Origin of the sequence: Listeria rocourtiae subsp. hofi (assembly GCF_963575615.1) — a bacterium.
Lineage (GTDB): Bacteria > Bacillota > Bacilli > Lactobacillales > Listeriaceae > Listeria_A > Listeria_A hofi.
Genome location: NZ_CAUYTL010000044.1, coordinates 1 through 19,711 on the forward strand (window position 1 = coordinate 1; position 19,711 = coordinate 19,711).

Sequence of the window (19,711 nt, forward strand, 5' to 3'; positions counted from 1 at the left end):
TACGTATCCAAAATCTAAATGCAGATTTTGGATACGTATTTTTCTAGGTCAGAGAACCTTTTGTCTCAGACTCTTTTATTTTACCGCCGATTCCATACTCATTCCTGGTACCATACGGACGCGTGGTAAAGTATACATACCTTTATTTTTATTCGCTTTTCCAGATTCCGTCGTGAATCCCATCGTGTACCCAGATGCCTCAGCAGCACGTACGGTGTCCTCATTATACCGACCAACAGGATAACAAATACTGTTCACCTTTTTATCAGTCAAACGCTCCAAAGTGGCTTTTGAATCCTTCAACTCTCGCAGTTGTTCATCATAAGACAATGTATTTAACTCAAAATGATGCACCGTATGGCTATCCATTTCAATGCCATAGTCACTCATTTCTTTTAGGGCTACCTCGTCAAAATGATTATTTTTCGCGATTTTATCTGTAATCACAAAAATATTTGCTTTTAACCCATATTTTTTTAAAATTGGGTAAGCATTTGTATAATTATCCTGATACCCGTCATCAAATGTTATCACGACTGGTTTATCGGGAACACCTTGCCCCGTTTTAAGCATGTCTATAAGCGAAGCAAGCGTCAACGTATGATAACCATTGTCAACAAGCCATTTCATCTGTGCTTCAAACTCATTCGGTGGTGTTATCAGATTATTTTTCACATTCGAATTAATAGAGTGATACATTAAAACCGGAATTTGCAACGTCTCTGGATTTATATCTCTCCCAATCTGGGCGGGCTTTTTCTCCTCTTTCACTACAGGAGTCGGCTTTTTTTGTGGCTCTTGTGTTTGTTCCGAAGTTTTCACTTCATTTTGGCCACATCCTGCAATAACTAGACAACATAAAATCACGCAAATTATGCGTACATAATGCTTCATTTGAAAACTCCTTCTGCCATTTTTATCTGAAAATAAATAAAATCCGCTCATTAATAATTTGCTTTACTGTAGCACGAGCAGCCGTATAATCGTGTTCTTCAATGCAATGACCACACCCCACATAGTTATCAAGTGTTCGATCAAAAAGTTTAGTCGCCGATTGAAAAACATCTGGCTCGGCAAACTCCAACAAATCATCATACAGTTTGTTGACAACCTGCAAGTAATATTCATTCTTGGCGTAGCTCAGAAACTCATTCAAAAACCAAAGCTGATATTCCATACATTGACGCTCCGTCGCTTCTTCTAAGTGAAAAAATTCAGCCGCTTTGTCTGAGATACGGCGATTTGAAAAAGGAAGTGATTTAGCTTCAATTTTATCAATAGTCGCTATCAAAAACAGCTCCATAATATCAAGCATTTCAATATATCGCTCTTTCGTGATGGCACAGTTTTTGACGATAACCCCTTTATAATCCTCAAATTCCAAATACCCGTCTACTGTCAAAATCGCAAAAGCTTTACGAACTGGGGTCCTGCTTAGTTCCAGCTCCCTTGAAACCTCTGCTTCAATCAGGCGCTGTCCAACCTGATATTCCCCGCGCTGAATCTTCTCTTTGATCATTCGATGCGCCTTACTTTCCAAGGTCTCATTTCCAAGTTTATTCATCACTTGACTCCCTTTTACTCGATTTAAAATATCGCTTTTCCATTAATAATTTCTTTTAAAATATCATTATTCGAAATGACTAACTCCATTTCACGATATGGCTGATATTCCGTGTTCTGCTCCATAATATAGCTTGCACTAAGCTCCTTTATATCACGAATCAAATTCCTTGTAGCCTGCTTTTTGGAATCAAAAAAATGTAAAATAATATAGCTAGCAATACGCAATGTTACTGCTAGAAAAATAACAAATAAAACCAGAATACTAGCGAGAAAAACGCGATGATTTTCTGGACTGGCCTCTAAAATAAACACCGCACCAAGCGACGCCAAAATCAGAATAACAAGCAAAGCCGCCATATTTTTAATTGTAAAATACTTCGTCAAAAGTGTTCTATCCTCTTCCAACATTTTTTGCAAAGTTTCCAGCTCCGTAGATGAGGCAAAGCCGCTCTGAGCCAAATAATTTCGAAGCAAACAAAGCTTTAACGCTTGTAATTTCTTAAAGTCGCGAATGCGATACCTAATCCACAACACCTTCCGCGCCTTTCTAACAATCAGTATGTAATAAAAAAACAAAAAAAGTACTACGTAACCGATAATACCAAGCCAAAGTCCATTGACGCCAAATGCCAAAGAAAAAGCTATCGGCAGAGCAATCAAGAGCACCATCAACAAACCAAAAACCCAAATTCGCTGCGTCATAAAACCATATATTAAGTTATAATTACTAAGTTTCGTCCGATAAAAACGAATCAGTTTTTCACCCGCCATAAACCAACACTCATTCCTTCTCATTCTTTCATCCTAGTTTATCACGTAATCACAAATAATAAAAGTCCTGAATAAGAGCATATTTGCTACAATCTATCCTTGTCTTTTAAACTTTGGCCACAAAAAATTTAGCGAAGCACAAATGCTCAATTCTTAAGTAAAAGCGTGTACCGAATCGGAATATACGACTTCGGAATCGAGCTTTTAACGATGAAAGTGAGCGTTTGTCGCTTCGCTAAAAGATTTAGCTATCCTGTTCAGTTGATAGCACTGCTAACGTTTTCGAATCCAATTTTACTTCGAATTCTTGATTTCCATTCATAATTTGCACACTGAAATACGTTTGATTCAGTTCGCGATCAATCGACCACTCTTTTACTGTACCCGCTTGCTGTTTAATCGCTGCTGTCATGGCTTCTTGTGGTGTTTTAATCCCTGTTAAATCAAGCTTTTCATTCGTCCGCGCTTTACCATTTCCATCCTCAGCATCTAATTTCTCGCTGTTATCTTGTAAAACTGCTTTTGTATCCGCATCAAACTTCATCTCAAATTCATTGATATTATCCACGCCATCAATAGTATACACAAATTTTCCAAGCTCTTGTGATAACTCAATCGACGTCACATCTGCCTCCGGATGCTTGTTCTTGAAAAGTTCTACCGCCTCCGTGTAGCTCATCGAAAATTTCTTATTGTTCAGATCGATAGTTGCTGTATCAGAATTCGAGTTACTATTCGTGCCTGAGTCCGCCGTTTGTTGTGTATTATTCGAGTTATTATTATCTTTTGCATCCTCATCCCCACAAGCCGCGAGCGTTCCTACCATTACCGTTGTCATTGCTATCACACTAATTTTTTTCCACATAATATTTCCCCTGCCTTCTTTGTTTTATAGATATAGTCTAACATATCACTACTACGCAATACATCATACCTAAGACTTAGATTCCAAATACTATGGAAAAATAATCGTTTTAAGTTCCTCTTTCGTCACTCTCCCAAAGTAAAACGGTATATCTATTTTCTCTAAAAAAGCAACTAACGCTTCTCTCGTATAAGCAAGCCCAATTAATTTATTTTCAATTTCCTTAACATCTCCTGACGCAAAAAAATCCCCGAATATTTGCGCCGTCGCAATATGTCCTTTTTCCACCTGAAAACGCATTTCTACGAGTCCGCCCGGAAATTTTTGCTCGTTTTTAACGTTGAATTTAGGTGATTTCCCATAATTCCAATCCCAATTTTGATAGCGTTCCTTTTGAATTTTGCGAATTTGTAGCCAATCCTCATCCGAAAAAATATATGTTGGTATTTCAGTTGTTTGAAAAATAGATTGGAGTAGCACTTGCTGAAATGCATGAATATCCATATCTTCCCGTAAATGTTCACGAATATTCGTAACGCGTGATTTTACTGATTTCACACCTTTTGCCTGCAGTTTCAATGGATTCACACGCAACGCTTTCTCTACATTGGTAAGATTAACATCAAATAGCAGCGTCCCGTGACTATATAGCCTGCCCCCCGTCGCGAATTGCGCATTCCCAGAAATTTTTCGTCCTTCCACTTCAATATCATTTCGGCCACTTAGCCTCGCCTCAATACCAAGCGTAATTAACGCATCAATCACCGGCTTTGTAAAACGTTCGAAATTATTAAAACTGACCCCATCATCTTTTGTGATAATGCTAAAACTGATGTTGCCTTCGTCATTGTAAACCGCGCCACCTCCCGAAAGCCTGCGCAAAACTGGAATCTCATTTTCTTCGATATACTCATTATTAATTTCGCCTAACGTATTCTGATTCTTCCCCACAATTACCGTCGGATGCATCCTATAAAACATCACATACGTCTCATTCGCGTCCAAATGACGCAATGCAAATTCCTCCACTGCAAAATTCTCCGTTTGATCTAAGCAATTTTTTGTATCAATATAAATCACAAATCTCTCTCCATTCACACAAAAGGGCTTGAAACACCGCTTTTCCATCGCTGTCTCAAGCCCTTTCTCATTATTTATGTCGCAATATGATGATTGGCAAATCTGGTTCATTGAAAACACGCGGGACAACGGTTGCATTTCCAACGCCACGGCTAACTATCATTGTTCTACCGTTTCCTTCTTTTAATCCCGCCGTCAACTTCGGCATTAAGCCTTGATGCGGTGCGTATAACCCTTCTGTAAAAGGCAAACGTACTTGTCCGCCATGTGCATGACCACAACAAACCAAATCGATTGGCGCTTGCTGATATAATGGCCACTTTTCAGGTCGATGCGATAGCAAAAAGATAAACTGCGAATCTGGAATGCCATTTGTAGCTACTTCGAGTTCCTCTTGAACAATCGCCTCTTCACGCGCAATCTCTTCTGCAAACGTCAACTGATGTGGCTTCTGAATTAACATACTCGGATCATCAATACCAGCTAACGCAAACGATTTGCCGTCACGCTCGATATACACATGCTGGTTTTTCAAATAAGTAACACCAGCTTTTTCTAACTCTGGTAACAGATCTTCTAAATTCGCGCTCCGTGCCTCGTGATTACCCGTTACATAATAAATGGGATAGCGCCGTGCAAGCTTACGCATCAATGTTATTGCAGTATTGATTCCTTCATCACCATCTAGTAGATCACCTGTCACCACAATGATATCAGGCTCAATCGCCCATATTTTCTTAATTAACCGATGATTATAGCGTCCGAATGTGCTGCCATGTATATCGGAAAGTTGTAAAATCCGAAATCCATCTAATTCTGGGGCAATTTTAGTTGAAGCAATGTTGTAATCCGTTGTTCTAAGCTGTTTTGTTGACCAATACGCATAGCCCGTAAAAGCAAGCGCAGCAAACCCTGTAACCTTCAAAAAATTATTTTTCATAAGTTTTTATTCCTTCATATCTTTTTCCCCATTATAACAAATAAATCACATCTTAACCTTCTTTTTGAATATCATCTGTAATAAATTCTGCAAATTTCATTCGATCTGATTCTTGCGCATTCACCTGTAGAACCGTTCCCTCGTTCTCGTAAGCCGTTTCCAGAACATCTGCGTGCTCATTTAAATAAGAAACTATATCACCACGATTAAATGGAATCACGAAAGTCACTTTTTTATAATCATTAAATACCTGTTCCTTAATCATTTCAATAAGCAACTCAAGTCCTGCATCCTCTTTTGCAGACAAATAAATACTATCACCCTCGCGCCTTGGGAATACAACATTCGTCGCCAAATCTGCTTTATTATATACAAAAATCAGCGGTCGATCCGTAATATCTAGCTCTGCCAGCGTCTCTTCTGTCGTTTTTATCATCGCTTCAAAATGCTCATGCGAGACATCGACAACATGAATCAATAAATCTGCCTCTGCAGCCTCCTCAAGCGTTGAGCGAAATGCCTTCACTAAATTGTGCGGCAACTTGCTAACAAAACCGACTGTATCCGTGAGCAAAAACTGTTTTTTATCCGGCAATACAATTTCGCGAACACTTGTCTCAAGCGTTGCAAACAGCATATCCTTCTCAAAAACTTGTTTATTTGCCGTTTGACTATGTGCTGTGACCATCGCATTCATAATTGTCGACTTCCCGGCATTCGTATAACCAACTAGCGAAACGACTGGAATCTCATTTTTTTGCCGTTGACGACGTTGCACTTGGCGTTCTGCTACAAGCCCATCTAATTCCTTATTCAGCTGGCTAATCTGACTCTTAATACGGCGCCGATCCATCTCAAGCTTCGTTTCCCCAGCCCCACGATTTTTCAGTCCACCTTTTCCGCTTTGCTGGTCCATACCCTCACCTTGACCAACAATGCGTGGCAATTCATATTTCAAGCGCGCTACTTGGACTTGTGACTGTGCCTCTCTCGTTTTCGCCCGTTCCGCAAAGATATCCAATATTAAACGCGTCCGATCCATCACTTCGATTTCCAACAATTCCTCCAAGTTACGAATTTGAGAAGGCGCCAACTCATCATTAAAAATCACAAGGTCCGCATCCTCGTATTCCGCCAAACCTTTAATTTCGTCCACTTTCCCTTTTCCTACATAAGTTGCTTTATTTTTACGATCCAATTTTTGTGTAATTTCACCTACTGGCTTTATTCCATTGGCTTCTGCTAGATTGCCTAATTCCGCCATTGAATATTCAAAATCTGCTTGCTGCATCGTAATTCCGACTAATATTGCTGTTCTTATCATCTTTCATTCCTCCAGTGTACGTTTATTTATACATGTGCGAGGGGATGAGCAGTCATTGCCAAAAAAATCGTAGGCACGACAAAAAGAAGCAGACAATTCATCTGCTTCCCCGCTAATATCGACACGTATCCTAAAGAAAACATTGGGTACGCGAAAATATTTAGTTTTAGTATCCTACTAAATGGGTTCCTTCATGAAAGGCAGACCAATCCCTTCCGAGTTTAGAGCGTACTTCATAGAAATCGGCGACAATCGTTCGCATTCTGCGCGTTTCGTAGCCTTCCGGTTCTCACATACACAAGTATGTTCCGCTTCCGGTTCCTACAAAACACACAGAATACAAACGTTTTCACTCGATTCGTGTCTAATCAAATGTAATTTCTATATAAAGAAAAAATCATCCAATTCGGCTCGACTTTTAGCTTGCCCTGAACTCAATCTCGCACTATTTAGTTACGTTTAGCGAATTTGGAATTCTAAGTCTAACATACCACATCAGGATAACCCTCCGATCATTTTAATTAGTCACATTGTAACATGGTAAAAATCGGTTGGCAAGTCATTATATTAATTTCGACATCCAATATGTATCATAATACTTTGCACCAATCATGAAAGAATCGCGATGTGTCCCCTCAATTTCATACCCAAGATTCTGATATAAACGCAAAGCAGGTTGGTTTTCACACAAAACGCCTAACTCAATCCGTCGTACTACTCCGCGCGATTTCGCCCATGCCTCCATATGCGCAAATAAACGCGTCGCTACACCTTTACCCCAGTGCGATTTCACAACACCGACCGCAATGTAAATGCTATGCTGCATCCGATTCGGCGGGTTTCCATCCGCAATTAAAAAGCCAACCAGCGCATCCGTCTCCATATCTTCAGCCACGAAAATCATCGAATATGGCAAATCCGCAAAAAACTCAATCCGCTTTCGTGCGTCCTTCACTGAAATTTCCCGCTCCCCAGCACCATATAACATATAATCCGTCTCACCATCTATTTGCAACTGCATCTTCGCAAATCTTTTCGCATCATACTCACAAGCTTCACGAATCTGAATCATCCTACCCGCCCCCTTTTCACCTATTCTCGTTCCATTATACCAGAAAAAAAACGCGGCGCCTAAATTTGCGCGCCACGTTACTCATTTTGGTCGTTCAATAATAAAACTCTCACCTAATTTAGCATAATTATTTCCTGCTAAACGCGCCACTGGCTTCAGTTCATCTGTTAAAACATACTGCTTCTCTTCATCAAAAACCGTCTCATCAGCATGGTACAGCAATACACGAGCTAATATCAAATCGGTCACAATATCACCCGTATCATTCGAAATTGGCACATGCTGAAACAATTTGGCCTCCATCCGGATTTTGGCTTCCTTAATTGCTGGTACTGACACTTTTTCACTCGAAATCGTTGTCAAATTCGTCGCATCAAGCTCATTTTCTTCTGGTGCCAATCTCGCTGCTGTCTTGTTCATCTCTGCTGTCAAGTCCTCATCCACAAGCTGAATCACCATTTCGCCAGTTGCAACGATATTTCGCGCCGTATCCTTCATCAACCCATTTTCCCGCTGAATCGCCAGCGAAACAATCGGCGGATTACTCGAAACCACATTGAAAAAACTAAACGGTGCCGCATTCAACACACCATTTTTCGTTAGCGTTGTCACAAAAGCAATCGGTCGCGGAATAATTGCTCCACTCAAAAATTTATAGTTATCCTGTGGTGACATCACATTCGCATCCAGCCTAATCATGTTGCGCCACATACCAATCACGCGCTGCTTCCACTTCTGCCAGCGTCAAATTATGCCCATTCTCTGTCCAAAGCGCTCCAACATCCGCACCACGCGCATGGAGTCCATCAATCAAAGCTTGCGAACCTGTAGCACTCACCAACGGATCATTCACGCCCGCAGTCACAAAAACCACCGTCTGGTTCAATGCAAAGTCCGGCATCTCCTCGCCCGAAGGCATCGCATGAAACAAAATCGCTTTTTGGAAGCTTGCATCATTCGTCAAAATCGCATTTGCCGCGATATTCGCACCGTTTGAATAACCAACCGCAACAACACGTGTTGCATCAAATTCGTATTTTTGAGCCAATTCTTTCACTTCGGCGATCAAACTCCCTGTTTTCTCCTTCAAACTCGCCAAGTCAAACGATCCATCTGCGTATCGCGCGAAAAACCGGTTCGCTCCATTCTCCGAAACATCACCACGAAAAGATAATATACTTGCATCTGGCGCAATAATCTCAGCTAATTGCAACAACGACTGCTCATCGCCACCTGTCCCGTGAAGCAACACAAGCGGCATTAAGTCGCTATTCTTTCCTTGTATAAAAATATGTTCCATACTACACTCAGCTCCTTTTTGTATTTAGTGGACGAACTTCTGCCTCAATAGACGCACGTTTTGACTCTAAAAATGGTGGCAGTGACAACTTCTCACCCATTGTCTCATATGGCTCATCCTGCGCAAAACCAGGTCCATCCGTCGCAAACTCAAATAAAATTTGCTGTGAAACTGGCATATACAGCGATTCAAAATAGAAACGATCCACATAACCTGAATTCGGCGCCTGAAACTCATTCGCACGCGCAATCCATTTTTCCAATTCTGCATGATCCTCGACTCGAAACGCGACATGGTGCACATTCCCGTAGCCTTGCATTGCAGGTAAAATATCGTTGCGCTCTTCCACAATCACTTGCGCTCCGTTACCGCCTTCACCAACCTCATACAAATGTTCGGCCCCGCTTGTAGCCACTTCTCTAAAGCCGAGTATGACTGTCAATACCAAGCCGATATTTTCCTTATTCTGTACCGTCAAATACACTGGACCCAAACCATAAATCGCAAATTTAGCAGGAACCGGTCCATTTTTCCATGGAATCCCCGGTGCGACGCCTTCATTATTTTCATCCGAAATCAGCTGTAGCGACTGCTCATCAAAATCACGGAATGGCAATACTTTCTTTCCAAAACTCTCACTAATCGCATCATGATCCACTCCAAGCGCATCAAAACGCTCTACCCAGTAATCCAAAGCCGCATCACTCGGCACACGAAATGATGTTTTCGAAATGCTGTCCGTTCCCTTGCGCCCTTTTGGCAAATTCGGAAAATCGAAAAACGTCATATCCGTCCCCGCCGAACCAGCATCATCCGCAAAAAATAAATGGTACGTCTGAATATCATCCTGATTCACCGTTTTCTTCACAAGACGCATCCCAAGCGTTTCCGTATAAAACGCATAATTCTTCTCCGCACTACTTGTCATCGCTGTTACGTGGTGGATTCCTTTTAATTCTTTCATTTGTCATTCTCCTTTAAAATAGATTCAATTTCTTCTCGTTTTCCTTCTAAAAATGGTGGCAAGGCAAGCGTCTCACCCAGCGTCTCCACCGTTTCATCTATCGCAAAACCAGGCGTATCGCTGGCAATTTCAATCAAAAGTCCGTTCGGCTCACGAAAATAAAGACTTGTAAAATAAGCCCGGTCCATGAATTCCACAACCTCTAACCCAGCATCCTTAACCTTCTGATGCCACATAACCACTGCTTCTTTCGTTGTAACGCGATAAGCCACATGATCTATACTCCCGCGACCCATCCGTGTTTTTCCATCTGAATCACTCTTAATAAATCGCGTCACAGGCTCCTGATTCAACTCCAAAAACTGCTTCCAAAAATCCGCTAGCCGATCTGGATTCCGTACATGCCAATCCATCCCCAAAATTCGAATCACCTGCTTGTCCGCAGGAATATCCGTATGACGCGTTGCATTCTCAGAATCTATCAGCTCGGGAACCTCAACCAACATCACTTGAAAACTATCCGCATCTTGAAAATACAAGCCCAAACTCGTCCGCTCCATCTTCGTTACATACGGCTCTAATCGCTCATCCCAAAAATCAAGCGCACCGTCTGGAACTGCCAAATATGTCGTTCCATAAAAATCATGTTCCTGTCTGGCACGGCCAAGTCGCTTAATTTCAAAAAACGTCAGCAACGTCCCTGGGTTCCCGCGATAATCTCCATAAAACAAATGTCGCATCCGCGTATTGTTTTGATTTACCGTATTTTTCACCAACCGTAAACCAAGAATCATCGTATAAAAGTACCGATTCTCAGTAGCTGATTTCGTAAAAGCCGACACATGATGTATCCCCGTAATCATATCCTCACATCCCTTCTCTTTGCTTTCTAAAAACAGTTTATCACTAAACTATAAAAAAAGAAAGTACTTTGCTTATAAAAAGTAAGTCGATATGATTCTTACTTCCAAATTCCTTATCAATAAAGCCTTTCCTAGCATTTATATAAAAAATAAGTTATAATATTACCGTTCTTTGAAAGCGTTAACAAAAAAAACAGGAGGTATGAGATGAAAAAGAAAAGTTATTGGCTTATTAGCTTAGGCGTCATTCTACTTATTGTCGCTGGAATCACCGCATTTAACGTATGGAATAAAGGGGAAAAAACAGAACAAGCATCTGAATTAATCGCGAAGTCACCAAAACCAAAAGTCGCAAATTTTAAAAATGTTATAGATATCTCTGCAAACCCAACAGAAAATATGTATGGAAATTATGATACTAACCGCTTTAACAATTTTTCCGATTTAGGCGCTTGGCACGGCTATTATTTACCAGATGGGAATTCGCCTGACTTACTTGGCGGTTTTGCTGGTCCTATCATCCTCGCTGAAGAATATCCAGCGAATTTGGCGACAACATTCGATAAGATTCAAGTAACAAACGATGACACAAAAACAATCTATAATCTACGTGAAGCTAGCACTGATTTTGCATACTATCCAGGTAAATTAGTACAAACGTATGAGTTAGACGATTTGACATTGCAGTTAGACTTAATTTTTGTAAGCAATCGTAGCGCCCTAATTAAAACCAAAATCAACAATAAAACAGAAAAACCGCTCCACTTGTCACTTTTATGGCAGGGAACTTTACTCAACAAATTGAATGATGGCAACGACCAAATCGACTTGAAGCAAACACTCACATCCACGGCAAATGGTATCCAAGTGAATTTTCCGAACATAAGAGAAATGTGGACGTTCTTCTCTACAACACAAACAAAATATTCTATCCATCATGACATGCCAGTTACAAATGTTGTAAATCAGAATACATATACATCTCAAGCCAAAAATGCCATCACTATTGAGCCTGCAAAAGATTTTGCAACATACGCCGTAGAAAGTTATACCTTTACCGATCAAGAATTCCAAACTGAAAAAGCGAGCTGGGATACGTATATCGCAGACCAAAGCACACTATTTCAAGATAACACCAAGCGCTGGCAAACTTATCTAGATAAAACATTTGCAAATAAAAAAAATGCCAATCATCCAGAATATAAAAACGCTGCCGTGAAAACAATCGAAACATTGACAACAAATTGGCGTAGTCCAGCTGGTGCGATTAAACACGATGGCATTGTGCCTTCGATGTCCTACAAATGGTTTATCGGACTTTGGTCTTGGGATTCATGGAAAGAAGCTGTTGCAACCGTGAAGTTTAACCCAGAACTAGCTAAAAATAGTGTCCGCGCCCTATTTGACTATCAAATCCAAAAAGATGATCCTATCCTACCTCAAGATTCCGGTGCAATTATTGATGCCATTTTCTACAATAAGACACCTGAACGCGGTGGAGACGGTGGAAATTGGAATGAGCGCAATTCGAAGCCTCCACTTTCCGCTTGGGCTGTTTGGAATATTTATAAAGAAACTAAAGATAAAGACTTCTTAAAAGAGATGTACCCAAAACTAGTCGCTTATCACGAATGGTGGTATTCTAACCGCGACCACAACAAAAATGGCATCGCAGAATATGGCAGCATGGTTAGTGACGCCAATTGGAAAAAAGATGCGAACGATAACAACATAAAAGACGCAAACGGGCATTACGAACGAAATGACGAAGCAATTATCGAAGCTGCCGCCTGGGAAAGTGGTATGGATAATGCCGTCCGCTTCGATAAAGATGGCGTTGGAAAAGATGATCCTGGCGTTTTAGTTTTGGAGAATAAAGATAGCAATAATAAAGTAATTGGCTATTCTATCAATCAAGAATCCGTCGATTTAAACGCCTACCTTTACGCCGAAAAAGGTTTCTTAGTATCGATAGCAGAAGAGCTCGGCAAAGATGATGACGCAAATAAATACAAAAAAGACGCAAAAAAAATACAAAACTACATCGAAAAAAATATGTACGACAAAAATACCGGTTTTTATTATGATTTACAAATAAGTGACGACAGCAAAACAAAATTACTTGTAAACCGTGGAAAAGGAACAGAAGGCTGGATTCCACTTTGGGCGAACCTTTCAGACTCGGATAAAGCAACAAACGTACGTAAAAATATGCTTTCTACAAATAAATTCAGCACATACATGCCATTCCCAACAGCCTCTAAAGATAACCAACGATTCCGTGCGACAGAATACTGGCGTGGCCCTGTTTGGCTTGATCAAGCATTATTTGGTGTAGAGGCCCTACAAAATTACGGTTACAAACCAGATGCTACATTCCTGGCAGAAAACCTATTTAACCACGCAAATGGTTTGATGGGCAACGGACCAATTCATGAAAATTATGACCCACTTACTGGTGACGGTTTAAGTACTAAAAATTTCAGTTGGTCCTCTGCTGCCTACTACTTAATGTATCAAAATACAATTATTGACGACAAAACAACGAGTCAAACTGGCATTAAGAAGTAAATTTTTTATAAGAACAAATCATATCGAGCTTATTCAACGCTATCAACATTGATATCCTGAATAGGCTCTTTTGCAAAAAACAGGCTCCAAAGCCAATTCTAGCTTTGAAACCTGATTTTACTTAAATACTTAATAAACATCTCGCTTCATAAATACCCAATAAGATGTAATCAATCCGGCAATCGTCCAAACAAGCAATGTCACAACTGAAAATCCTAGCGTCATCCCATCTACTGGTGGGCTCGTGCCATTCAAATAATTTGTTAGCTGTAGATTTACCATGAATAAATATTTTGCACTTGGCCAAGATGATACGAGATTACTTAAAATAGACCCTGTAATCAGCGACGACAACATAATTCCCATTACGGCCGCCGTGCTTCTCACCAGCACCGAACACATCAATGTTAGCACCCCAATGACTATCGCGACTAACCATGCCAAGCCAAATTCCATTAATAGATACTGCCACATCGGTAATGAATACACGCCCGCCGTTCCAACAGCATCCCCGCTTACGTCGAATCCGGTCAGAATTGGTGCAGTCCAGCCACCATAACCGAACACAACTCCCGATATAGCGTATGCAATAATTGCCGATGCCAACAAAATAATCGACACCGACAGCATCATCGAAATAAATTTACTCGTCAAGATTCGCCAACGCTTCACCGGCCTTGTCAACAAGAATTTTATGGTTCCACTCCCCGACTCCGATGAAATTAAATCTGCCGCAATGACCATTACAAACAATGGAAACAGCAACCCAATCCCATTTTCAACAAATGATTTCAAGAAAGTTGGAGCCCCGGGCGCATTCGGATTCACATCCTCATCTAAGTAATACTGCAACTGCCCAAGTGTCACACGCATATATTTCTTATACTCATCCGGAATACGATTCGAACTCAGGCGGTTTTCGATGTCCACAATCTGCTGTTGCACCTGCACATGCCAATCCGTTGTCCCAGACTTCTGTTCATCCTCCTGATGTTGTCTAAACTGCGCATACGTAAAAATTCCTACAATAATTGCAACTAAAAATAAAATAATCAGGAGGCGGCGTTTGCGATAAAGCTTCAACTGCTCATTATAAACTAAGTTAATCAATGCCTTGCCCTCCTGTCAGTTCAATAAACAAATCTTCTAAAGACGGCGTAATCTTCTGCATCTCAAGTACTTGAACACCTGCACGTACGACCCGACTATTCCAAACCGGTAGTTTATCCGCCTCAAAGCTCGTATAAAACGCACCATCCTGCTCTGTCACTTCCGTCATTTCCGCTAAAATCGCCGCACCTTTTGTCATCGGTTCAAAGCGCCAGCGTGTTTTTTCGCGATCAGATAACAATTTATCCACATCATCTGTCGCAATAATTTCACCATTCGTCATAATAGCCACGCGATCACACAACAACTGAATTTCGCTAAGTAAATGCGAAGAAACTAGTACACTAATTCCTTCCTTTTTCGCCAAATAACGAATAAAATCACGCATTTCACGAATTCCCGATGGATCCAGCCCATTCGTCGGTTCATCTAAAATCAGTAACTTCGGATTTGGCAGAAGCGCTTGTGCAATTCCTAAACGCTGACGCATCCCAAGTGAGTATGTAGAAACCCGGTCATGCACGCGCGCTGTCATCCCCACAAGATCCGTTACCTCCTGCAAACGTTCTGGCTTAATAGAGCGATCCATCCGCGCAAAATACGCCAAGTTCTCCCACCCTGTTAAAAATGGATAGAACTCCGGATTCTCAACAATACACCCCAGACTCTTCATCGCCTCCGTGAAATTCTTCTGAATATCTTTCCCACCGATTAGAATCGTACCAGAAGTTGGCTTTATCAGTCCAACGAGCATCCGAATTGTCGTCGTTTTACCTGCACCATTTGGTCCTAAAAAACCGAATACTTCGCCCTCATTTACTTCAAAACTCAAGTTCTTAATAATTTCCCGCTTGCCAATTTTCTTATTTAAATCTTGCACTAAAAGCGCCGTTGTCATTTCGCATCACTCTCCTCATCCGTTGTCATGACACTTGATACCCGATTTGCGAATAGCTGGTAGCCAGCTCCATTCGGATGAAAATGATCACTCGATAAATATTTCTTGCCGTTCAAAATAAAGTAGTCATATGTTGGAACATATACTACACGAGAAAACTTGCTCGCTAAGTTCTGCGTATCCATGTTCCATTTTGCTGCAATACTTGCCAACTCCACTCTGTTTTTCACATCCACAAACGGGTTGTATAAACCGAGATGATATATAACTGCATCTTTATTCAACGCTCGAATCCGTGCATACGTCTGCTCTAAAGTTTTTAAATATGCAGTTTCATTTTTTTGAATTTCTGACGCATTTAAATCCTCCAATGCCGCACCGCCACGAAATAAATCATTTCCGCCAATCGTCATAAAAATCACGTCAGCATTTGTCACTTGTTGCGCAATCTCTTTTTGGCCTAGCTGGCTGAGCAATTGGTTACTACGCGCGCCACTAATAGCCAAATTCGACAGTGTCACTTTTGTTCCTTGTTTCTCGAGTATATCCACGACGCGACGAACATAGCCTTTGCCATCCGTATCACCAACGCCCGCCGTAAGCGAATCACCAAGTCCCGTCACTTGGAACCTATCTGATTTCTTTGTTTCCGTCTTCGTTTCTGTGTTTTCAACCGTGTTATTTCCTGATTTCGTATGTCCTTGCGCCACGGCGATTAATCCCGCCACACATAGCAATAATGCTAACGCCGAAATCCAAGTCATTATAATTACCCATTTATTTCGCTTCAAGTCTGTTCCTCCTGTTCGCCTCTTTTAGACCCTCCTACAAATAAAAGGAAGCCTATAAACCCTGTCAAACCAACAAATAATGGCAAAATTGTTAGCATCGTCAATGCCACATCATCACCTCGTAAAGCGTTTATTTGCAGCCATCCAAAAAGTAATTCCCGCATTGCAATGCCCATCCCAACATACGCCAAAAGCAAGTGCCATTTTTGAAAGAGCAGAAAACCCATGAAAATAAAAGCAAGTGCAACGAATAAATATTCTCCCATTGAAATCACTGCTGGATAAAAAATCGTTTTTTGAAAATCGAGTTCGTCCCAGTCTTTCTTTTCTACATACGATTGATATCTCAAAACAGCGAGCAGAATTCCAAGCCCCGCACCGACTAATACCATAACGAAACCGCTAACCGTAAGTATCCGCTTCTCCATTTTTGCAATAATCTTTTCATTTTCAGTCGTATAGAACAAAACAAATGCCGCAAACATCGCTAAGCCGGCCAACATCGTCAAAATATTGGCGTTTTGCACATTCACTATTTCTTCCACTCCAATAACCGCACGAATCACAAAATACGTGAAGTAAGTGACAAATAACAAGCTAACCACCACTTCTGTCCCTTTTAGCCGGCGACCAGAATAAGATAAAATCGTCGTTACGATCATAATAACGGAAAGCCCCAACTCAATAATCCAATACAAGCTCGATCTCTCCTGATCTAAAAGCGTCAAATACATCAACCGCCGAACAGCACCAAGTCCTGTTATGACACCAAACATCATCATTAGCGCCATACCAATTTGATGCATATAATATTTTCTCATTCCTTCACCAGCCTTTCGCCACTTTTGATTAAGTATAGCAGAATTGCTGACAAAGCTAAACAAAAAAGCCGAAACAGACTGAAAATCAACATCTCTGTCAATTCCAGCTATTTCGGCCTCCCTTACTCGGCTTCGTTCGTTAATTTTTCCTGCCAAAGTTCGAGTAAAACATCTAATTCTTCCTTAATATCTTGATTCGTCATCTCATCCTTGATATCAACGAGCTCTAATTCCTCTAAATCAATCGTCTCCATGCCATATTTCTTCGCTTCATCCGCAATTGTCCACGGCAAAGCACCTGGCATATTCATTTTTTGGGCAAACGCATATTTATTCTGAATACCCTTCAAATCCATACTAGCCGCCAAAGCATAAACGCCCGTCTCCTTACTAATAAAGCGATATACGCCTGCTCGATGCTTCATTTGCTTGTACGCATTTATTTTCTCCTTACGTGACTCTTTCTCCGATGTCATCAAAAAAACCTCCTCCTAATAGCCAGCTTCTTTCAAAATACGACTCAACGTCCGCAATCGTTCACTTAAAAGCTCGTCACTATCTGCCATAGCCTGTTGAAATAGCGCAATATCTTCGTCAATCAGCTGATTATCATCACACACCGAGACCGTCATCGCATCGCCTTGCAAACCAATCCGATCAATTTGTGGATTCTCCTTATCATATAATCCTTCATATTTATAAGCATCTTTAAAATAAAGCTTTGACCGTCCAATCAAAATGGCCAAATCTAGCACACGATGCAACGGTAATTCTTCCGATTGGCGAGACCATTTCCCACCAGTATGCCGCCATACTTTCGCTGAAATATCTAATTTACCGCGATCATTCCATTGCGCTAAACCAAGTGACAAACCCTTTGCATCCGAATTGTATGCGTATTTGCCATCCACTTCTTCATAGTTTTCAGCAACAATGACTGGTTTATGTTTTAAATTTGTTGGGATTTTCATGGTACCTCTCCTTTAGTAGTTTAGTAAATTACTAAATTAGTATAACAGGATTTTCATGGGAAATCAACCTATCAAAAAAACACTAGCCTACTGGATAGTGTCAAATTGAATTCTAGCATGTTTTATTCGTAGTGGAATCTCGATTTCACCAGAATCTAAAACGTGAATTTCCATTCTTTTTTCATCTGTAAGAACTTTGTATCTCCCCGCTTTAGGAAGTACAAAATCCTCCAGTTTAGTAATCAAATAGCAACCATTTTCGATGCGCACATTCCCCTCGATAAAATAAGGATGACCGAGCAAATTTTCAGCTTCCTTAAAATCGCCCTCATACAAGGCCATCCGAATATCCGTTGAACTCACTTTATGATTGGCATCATCTCGCAAAAACGGAATTTCCGTCACTGGAACAGAGCGCTCACCGCACAAATCCATCAATAAATCAACATCCGAATCTCGTCCTTTTCCGAAATTAAAGCGCTCACCAACAACAATATGCGATAAGTTTAATCCGTCCAAATGCTCTCTAATAAACGTTTCTGCAGATGTTTCTGCATACTTTTCTGTAAAAGCAACATTGTACACCTTATCTACGCCAAAATGCGCCAGCCATCTTAATTTCTCCATGTCAGGTGTAATTGAGCGCTGGTAAGCAGGATTTCTTTTCAGCGCCCATAACGGATGTGGTGTAAAGCATACAACTGCCAATTTTTCATCGGGTCTGCAAAATGATTTAGCCCGCGCCAACAAATGCTGGTGCCCTTTGTGAACACCATCAAACTTGCCAATAACTAAGACTACCGGGTCTGTACTATCCGGTAACCGATCCCTCACTTGAAAAATATCCATTCCAGCTTCACTCCTCTACCATACAAAGATACCGCACTTCACTGCCACTTCTCAACTCCTTTGCTCCACCTGCTAACAATTAGTAAGCAACTAGATTGAAATATTCATCTTGGCGCGTTATACTGTTCACAGATGAACAAATTATTCTTAATTTAGGAGGAACACACATGAAAGTAGAAATTTGGTCGGACTTCGCATGTCCGTTTTGTTATATTGGAAAACGCAATTTCGAGAAGGGTTTAAAGGAGTTTGGCAAGGAAGTCGAAATAGAATATCGCAGTTTCGAACTTGACCCAAGCGCGCCGACTCAATACGATCAAACGATGGATGAAATTTTAGCTGAAAAATACGGCATGACAGTCGAAAAAGCAAAAAGCATGAATGACCAAGTAAGCGCCCAAGCCAAAACAGTTGGTCTTGACTACCATTTCGATACAATGGTTCCAACAAACACATTCGATGCCCACCGCTTGCTCCAATTTGCCAAAACAAAAGGAACTTCTGAAAACGTGAAAGAAGCGCTACTCTATTCCTACTTCACAGAATCTAAAAATCTCAGCGACCACGAAACATTGGCAACAATAGCCGCAGCGAATGGCTTAGACAAAACTGAAACGCTAGAAATGTTAGCAAGTGATGCTTTTGCAGTAAATGTTCGAGATGATGAACAAACTGGTGCATCGCTCGGGATTCAAGGCGTTCCATTTTTTGTAATCAATGAAAAATATGGCGTATCCGGCGCACAACCTGCAGCAAGTTTTACAGAGGTTTTAAATAAAGTTTGGAAAGAGGACAACCCCCTCACCATGCTAAACAAAGGGGATTCTGACGGCGAGTGTTGCTCAGGCGGATCATGTAGTTGCTAATTATATACAATCAAAGAGTCTGAGACAAAAGGTTCTCTGACCTAGAAAAATACGTATCCAAAATCTGCATTTAGATTTTGGATACGTAT

Annotated in this window: 21 protein-coding genes; 2 read left to right on the forward strand and 19 right to left on the reverse strand. The window is 40.9% G+C overall.

All coding sequences use genetic code 11. The features are described 5' to 3' along the window. Positions 1 to 75: 75 nt before the first annotated feature. From R8925_RS14240 to R8925_RS14295, 12 genes are all read right to left on the reverse strand, one after another. On the reverse strand, positions 76 to 894 hold the full coding sequence (locus R8925_RS14240) for a polysaccharide deacetylase family protein (RefSeq protein WP_430536455.1): 819 nt from the start codon (positions 892 to 894) through the stop codon (positions 76 to 78). 22 nt (positions 895 to 916) lie between these two features. Beyond that, positions 917 to 1,564 (reverse strand): GntR family transcriptional regulator, encoded by a 648-nt coding sequence (locus R8925_RS14245; RefSeq protein WP_430536456.1) that lies wholly within the window; start codon positions 1,562 to 1,564, stop codon positions 917 to 919. Between the two features lie 23 nt (positions 1,565 to 1,587). Continuing rightward, positions 1,588 to 2,361: a hypothetical protein gene (locus R8925_RS14250; RefSeq protein WP_430536457.1), complete on the reverse strand. Its 774-nt coding sequence runs from the start codon at positions 2,359 to 2,361 to the stop codon at positions 1,588 to 1,590. Between the two features lie 220 nt (positions 2,362 to 2,581). Next, positions 2,582 to 3,202 carry a PepSY domain-containing protein gene (locus tag R8925_RS14255; protein WP_430536458.1) on the reverse strand — a complete coding sequence of 207 codons (621 nt, stop codon included), beginning with the start codon at positions 3,200 to 3,202 and terminating at the stop codon, positions 2,582 to 2,584. A gap of 90 nt (positions 3,203 to 3,292) precedes the next feature. Continuing rightward, positions 3,293 to 4,282, reverse strand: coding sequence for a lipoate--protein ligase (gene lplA, locus R8925_RS14260; RefSeq protein WP_430536459.1), 990 nt, complete (start codon positions 4,280 to 4,282; stop codon positions 3,293 to 3,295). A 70-nt stretch (positions 4,283 to 4,352) separates the two neighbouring features. Then, complete coding sequence (locus tag R8925_RS14265; RefSeq protein WP_430536460.1) at positions 4,353 to 5,222, reverse strand: metallophosphoesterase; 870 nt, start codon at positions 5,220 to 5,222, stop codon at positions 4,353 to 4,355. Between the two features lie 52 nt (positions 5,223 to 5,274). After that, entirely contained in the window at positions 5,275 to 6,546 is a 1,272-nt protein-coding gene (hflX, locus tag R8925_RS14270) for a GTPase HflX (RefSeq protein ID WP_430536461.1), read from the reverse strand. A gap of 562 nt (positions 6,547 to 7,108) precedes the next feature. Then, positions 7,109 to 7,618 (reverse strand): GNAT family N-acetyltransferase, encoded by a 510-nt coding sequence (locus tag R8925_RS14275; protein ID WP_430536462.1) that lies wholly within the window; start codon positions 7,616 to 7,618, stop codon positions 7,109 to 7,111. Positions 7,619 to 7,699: 81 nt separating this feature from the next. After that, positions 7,700 to 8,317: a flavin reductase family protein gene (locus R8925_RS14280; protein ID WP_430539454.1), complete on the reverse strand. Its 618-nt coding sequence runs from the start codon at positions 8,315 to 8,317 to the stop codon at positions 7,700 to 7,702. Further along, positions 8,310 to 8,918 (reverse strand): alpha/beta hydrolase, encoded by a 609-nt coding sequence (locus tag R8925_RS14285; protein WP_430536463.1) that lies wholly within the window; start codon positions 8,916 to 8,918, stop codon positions 8,310 to 8,312. The genes R8925_RS14280 and R8925_RS14285 overlap by 8 nt, the downstream gene beginning before the upstream one ends. Positions 8,919 to 8,925: 7 nt before the next feature. Beyond that, positions 8,926 to 9,882 carry a ring-cleaving dioxygenase gene (locus R8925_RS14290; protein WP_430536464.1) on the reverse strand — a complete coding sequence of 319 codons (957 nt, stop codon included), beginning with the start codon at positions 9,880 to 9,882 and terminating at the stop codon, positions 8,926 to 8,928. Then, positions 9,879 to 10,745 (reverse strand): VOC family protein, encoded by an 867-nt coding sequence (locus R8925_RS14295; RefSeq protein ID WP_430536465.1) that lies wholly within the window; start codon positions 10,743 to 10,745, stop codon positions 9,879 to 9,881. Before R8925_RS14295 ends, R8925_RS14290 begins: the two co-directional genes overlap by 4 nt. Positions 10,746 to 10,952: 207 nt before the next feature. On the opposite strand from R8925_RS14295, the gene ygjK reads away from it, so the two are divergent. After that, complete coding sequence (ygjK, locus tag R8925_RS14300) at positions 10,953 to 13,316, forward strand: alpha-glucosidase (protein WP_430536466.1); 2,364 nt, start codon at positions 10,953 to 10,955, stop codon at positions 13,314 to 13,316. Positions 13,317 to 13,445: 129 nt separating this feature from the next. Here the strand turns inward: ygjK and R8925_RS14305 are convergent, their stop codons facing one another. From R8925_RS14305 to R8925_RS14335, 7 genes are all read right to left on the reverse strand, one after another. Next, positions 13,446 to 14,426 (reverse strand): ABC transporter permease, encoded by a 981-nt coding sequence (locus R8925_RS14305; RefSeq protein ID WP_430536467.1) that lies wholly within the window; start codon positions 14,424 to 14,426, stop codon positions 13,446 to 13,448. Then, complete coding sequence (locus R8925_RS14310; RefSeq protein WP_430536468.1) at positions 14,419 to 15,324, reverse strand: ABC transporter ATP-binding protein; 906 nt, start codon at positions 15,322 to 15,324, stop codon at positions 14,419 to 14,421. Before R8925_RS14310 ends, R8925_RS14305 begins: the two co-directional genes overlap by 8 nt. Next, complete coding sequence (locus tag R8925_RS14315) at positions 15,321 to 16,115, reverse strand: SGNH/GDSL hydrolase family protein (protein ID WP_430536469.1); 795 nt, start codon at positions 16,113 to 16,115, stop codon at positions 15,321 to 15,323. Before R8925_RS14315 ends, R8925_RS14310 begins: the two co-directional genes overlap by 4 nt. Next, a complete protein-coding gene (locus R8925_RS14320) occupies positions 16,112 to 16,936 on the reverse strand; it encodes a hypothetical protein (RefSeq protein WP_430536470.1) in 825 nt (274 codons plus the stop codon). The genes R8925_RS14315 and R8925_RS14320 overlap by 4 nt, the downstream gene beginning before the upstream one ends. A gap of 122 nt (positions 16,937 to 17,058) precedes the next feature. Next, a complete protein-coding gene (locus R8925_RS14325; protein ID WP_430536471.1) occupies positions 17,059 to 17,412 on the reverse strand; it encodes a GIY-YIG nuclease family protein in 354 nt (117 codons plus the stop codon). Positions 17,413 to 17,427: 15 nt separating this feature from the next. Beyond that, positions 17,428 to 17,907 carry a DUF6530 family protein gene (locus tag R8925_RS14330; RefSeq protein WP_430536472.1) on the reverse strand — a complete coding sequence of 160 codons (480 nt, stop codon included), beginning with the start codon at positions 17,905 to 17,907 and terminating at the stop codon, positions 17,428 to 17,430. A gap of 87 nt (positions 17,908 to 17,994) precedes the next feature. Beyond that, the gene (locus tag R8925_RS14335; RefSeq protein ID WP_430536473.1) at positions 17,995 to 18,756 is read right to left on the reverse strand and encodes an adenylyltransferase/cytidyltransferase family protein; all 762 of its coding nucleotides are present in this window, start codon (positions 18,754 to 18,756) and stop codon (positions 17,995 to 17,997) included. A 167-nt stretch (positions 18,757 to 18,923) separates the two neighbouring features. Here R8925_RS14335 and R8925_RS14340 point away from each other — a divergent pair, with 167 nt between their 5' ends. After that, the gene (locus R8925_RS14340; RefSeq protein ID WP_430536474.1) at positions 18,924 to 19,622 is read left to right on the forward strand and encodes a DsbA family oxidoreductase; all 699 of its coding nucleotides are present in this window, start codon (positions 18,924 to 18,926) and stop codon (positions 19,620 to 19,622) included. The last annotated feature ends 89 nt before the right edge of the window (positions 19,623 to 19,711 follow it).

Bases quoted from the DNA above. Each gene is read 5' to 3' on its own strand.
- R8925_RS14330 (WP_430536472.1), bottom strand. From the start codon at position 17,907: ATGAAAATCCCAACAAATTTAAAACATAAACCAGTCATTGTTGCTGAA.
- hflX (WP_430536461.1), bottom strand. From the start codon at position 6,546: ATGATAAGAACAGCAATATTAGTCGGAATTACGATGCAGCAAGCAGAT.
- R8925_RS14245 (WP_430536456.1), bottom strand. From the start codon at position 1,564: ATGAATAAACTTGGAAATGAGACCTTGGAAAGTAAGGCGCATCGAATG.
- R8925_RS14280 (WP_430539454.1), bottom strand. From the start codon at position 8,317: ATGATTAGGCTGGATGCGAATGTGATGTCACCACAGGATAACTATAAA.
- ygjK (WP_430536466.1), top strand. From the start codon at position 10,953: ATGAAAAAGAAAAGTTATTGGCTTATTAGCTTAGGCGTCATTCTACTT.
- R8925_RS14325 (WP_430536471.1), bottom strand. From the start codon at position 17,412: ATGACATCGGAGAAAGAGTCACGTAAGGAGAAAATAAATGCGTACAAG.
- R8925_RS14335 (WP_430536473.1), bottom strand. From the start codon at position 18,756: ATGGATATTTTTCAAGTGAGGGATCGGTTACCGGATAGTACAGACCCG.
- R8925_RS14310 (WP_430536468.1), bottom strand. From the start codon at position 15,324: ATGACAACGGCGCTTTTAGTGCAAGATTTAAATAAGAAAATTGGCAAG.
- R8925_RS14320 (WP_430536470.1), bottom strand. From the start codon at position 16,936: ATGAGAAAATATTATATGCATCAAATTGGTATGGCGCTAATGATGATG.
- R8925_RS14340 (WP_430536474.1), top strand. From the start codon at position 18,924: ATGAAAGTAGAAATTTGGTCGGACTTCGCATGTCCGTTTTGTTATATT.
- R8925_RS14240 (WP_430536455.1), bottom strand. From the start codon at position 894: ATGAAGCATTATGTACGCATAATTTGCGTGATTTTATGTTGTCTAGTT.
- R8925_RS14275 (WP_430536462.1), bottom strand. From the start codon at position 7,618: ATGATTCAGATTCGTGAAGCTTGTGAGTATGATGCGAAAAGATTTGCG.
- R8925_RS14265 (WP_430536460.1), bottom strand. From the start codon at position 5,222: ATGAAAAATAATTTTTTGAAGGTTACAGGGTTTGCTGCGCTTGCTTTT.
- R8925_RS14285 (WP_430536463.1), bottom strand. From the start codon at position 8,918: ATGGAACATATTTTTATACAAGGAAAGAATAGCGACTTAATGCCGCTT.
- R8925_RS14250 (WP_430536457.1), bottom strand. From the start codon at position 2,361: ATGAGAAGGAATGAGTGTTGGTTTATGGCGGGTGAAAAACTGATTCGT.
- R8925_RS14255 (WP_430536458.1), bottom strand. From the start codon at position 3,202: ATGTGGAAAAAAATTAGTGTGATAGCAATGACAACGGTAATGGTAGGA.
- R8925_RS14290 (WP_430536464.1), bottom strand. From the start codon at position 9,882: ATGAAAGAATTAAAAGGAATCCACCACGTAACAGCGATGACAAGTAGT.
- R8925_RS14295 (WP_430536465.1), bottom strand. From the start codon at position 10,745: ATGATTACGGGGATACATCATGTGTCGGCTTTTACGAAATCAGCTACT.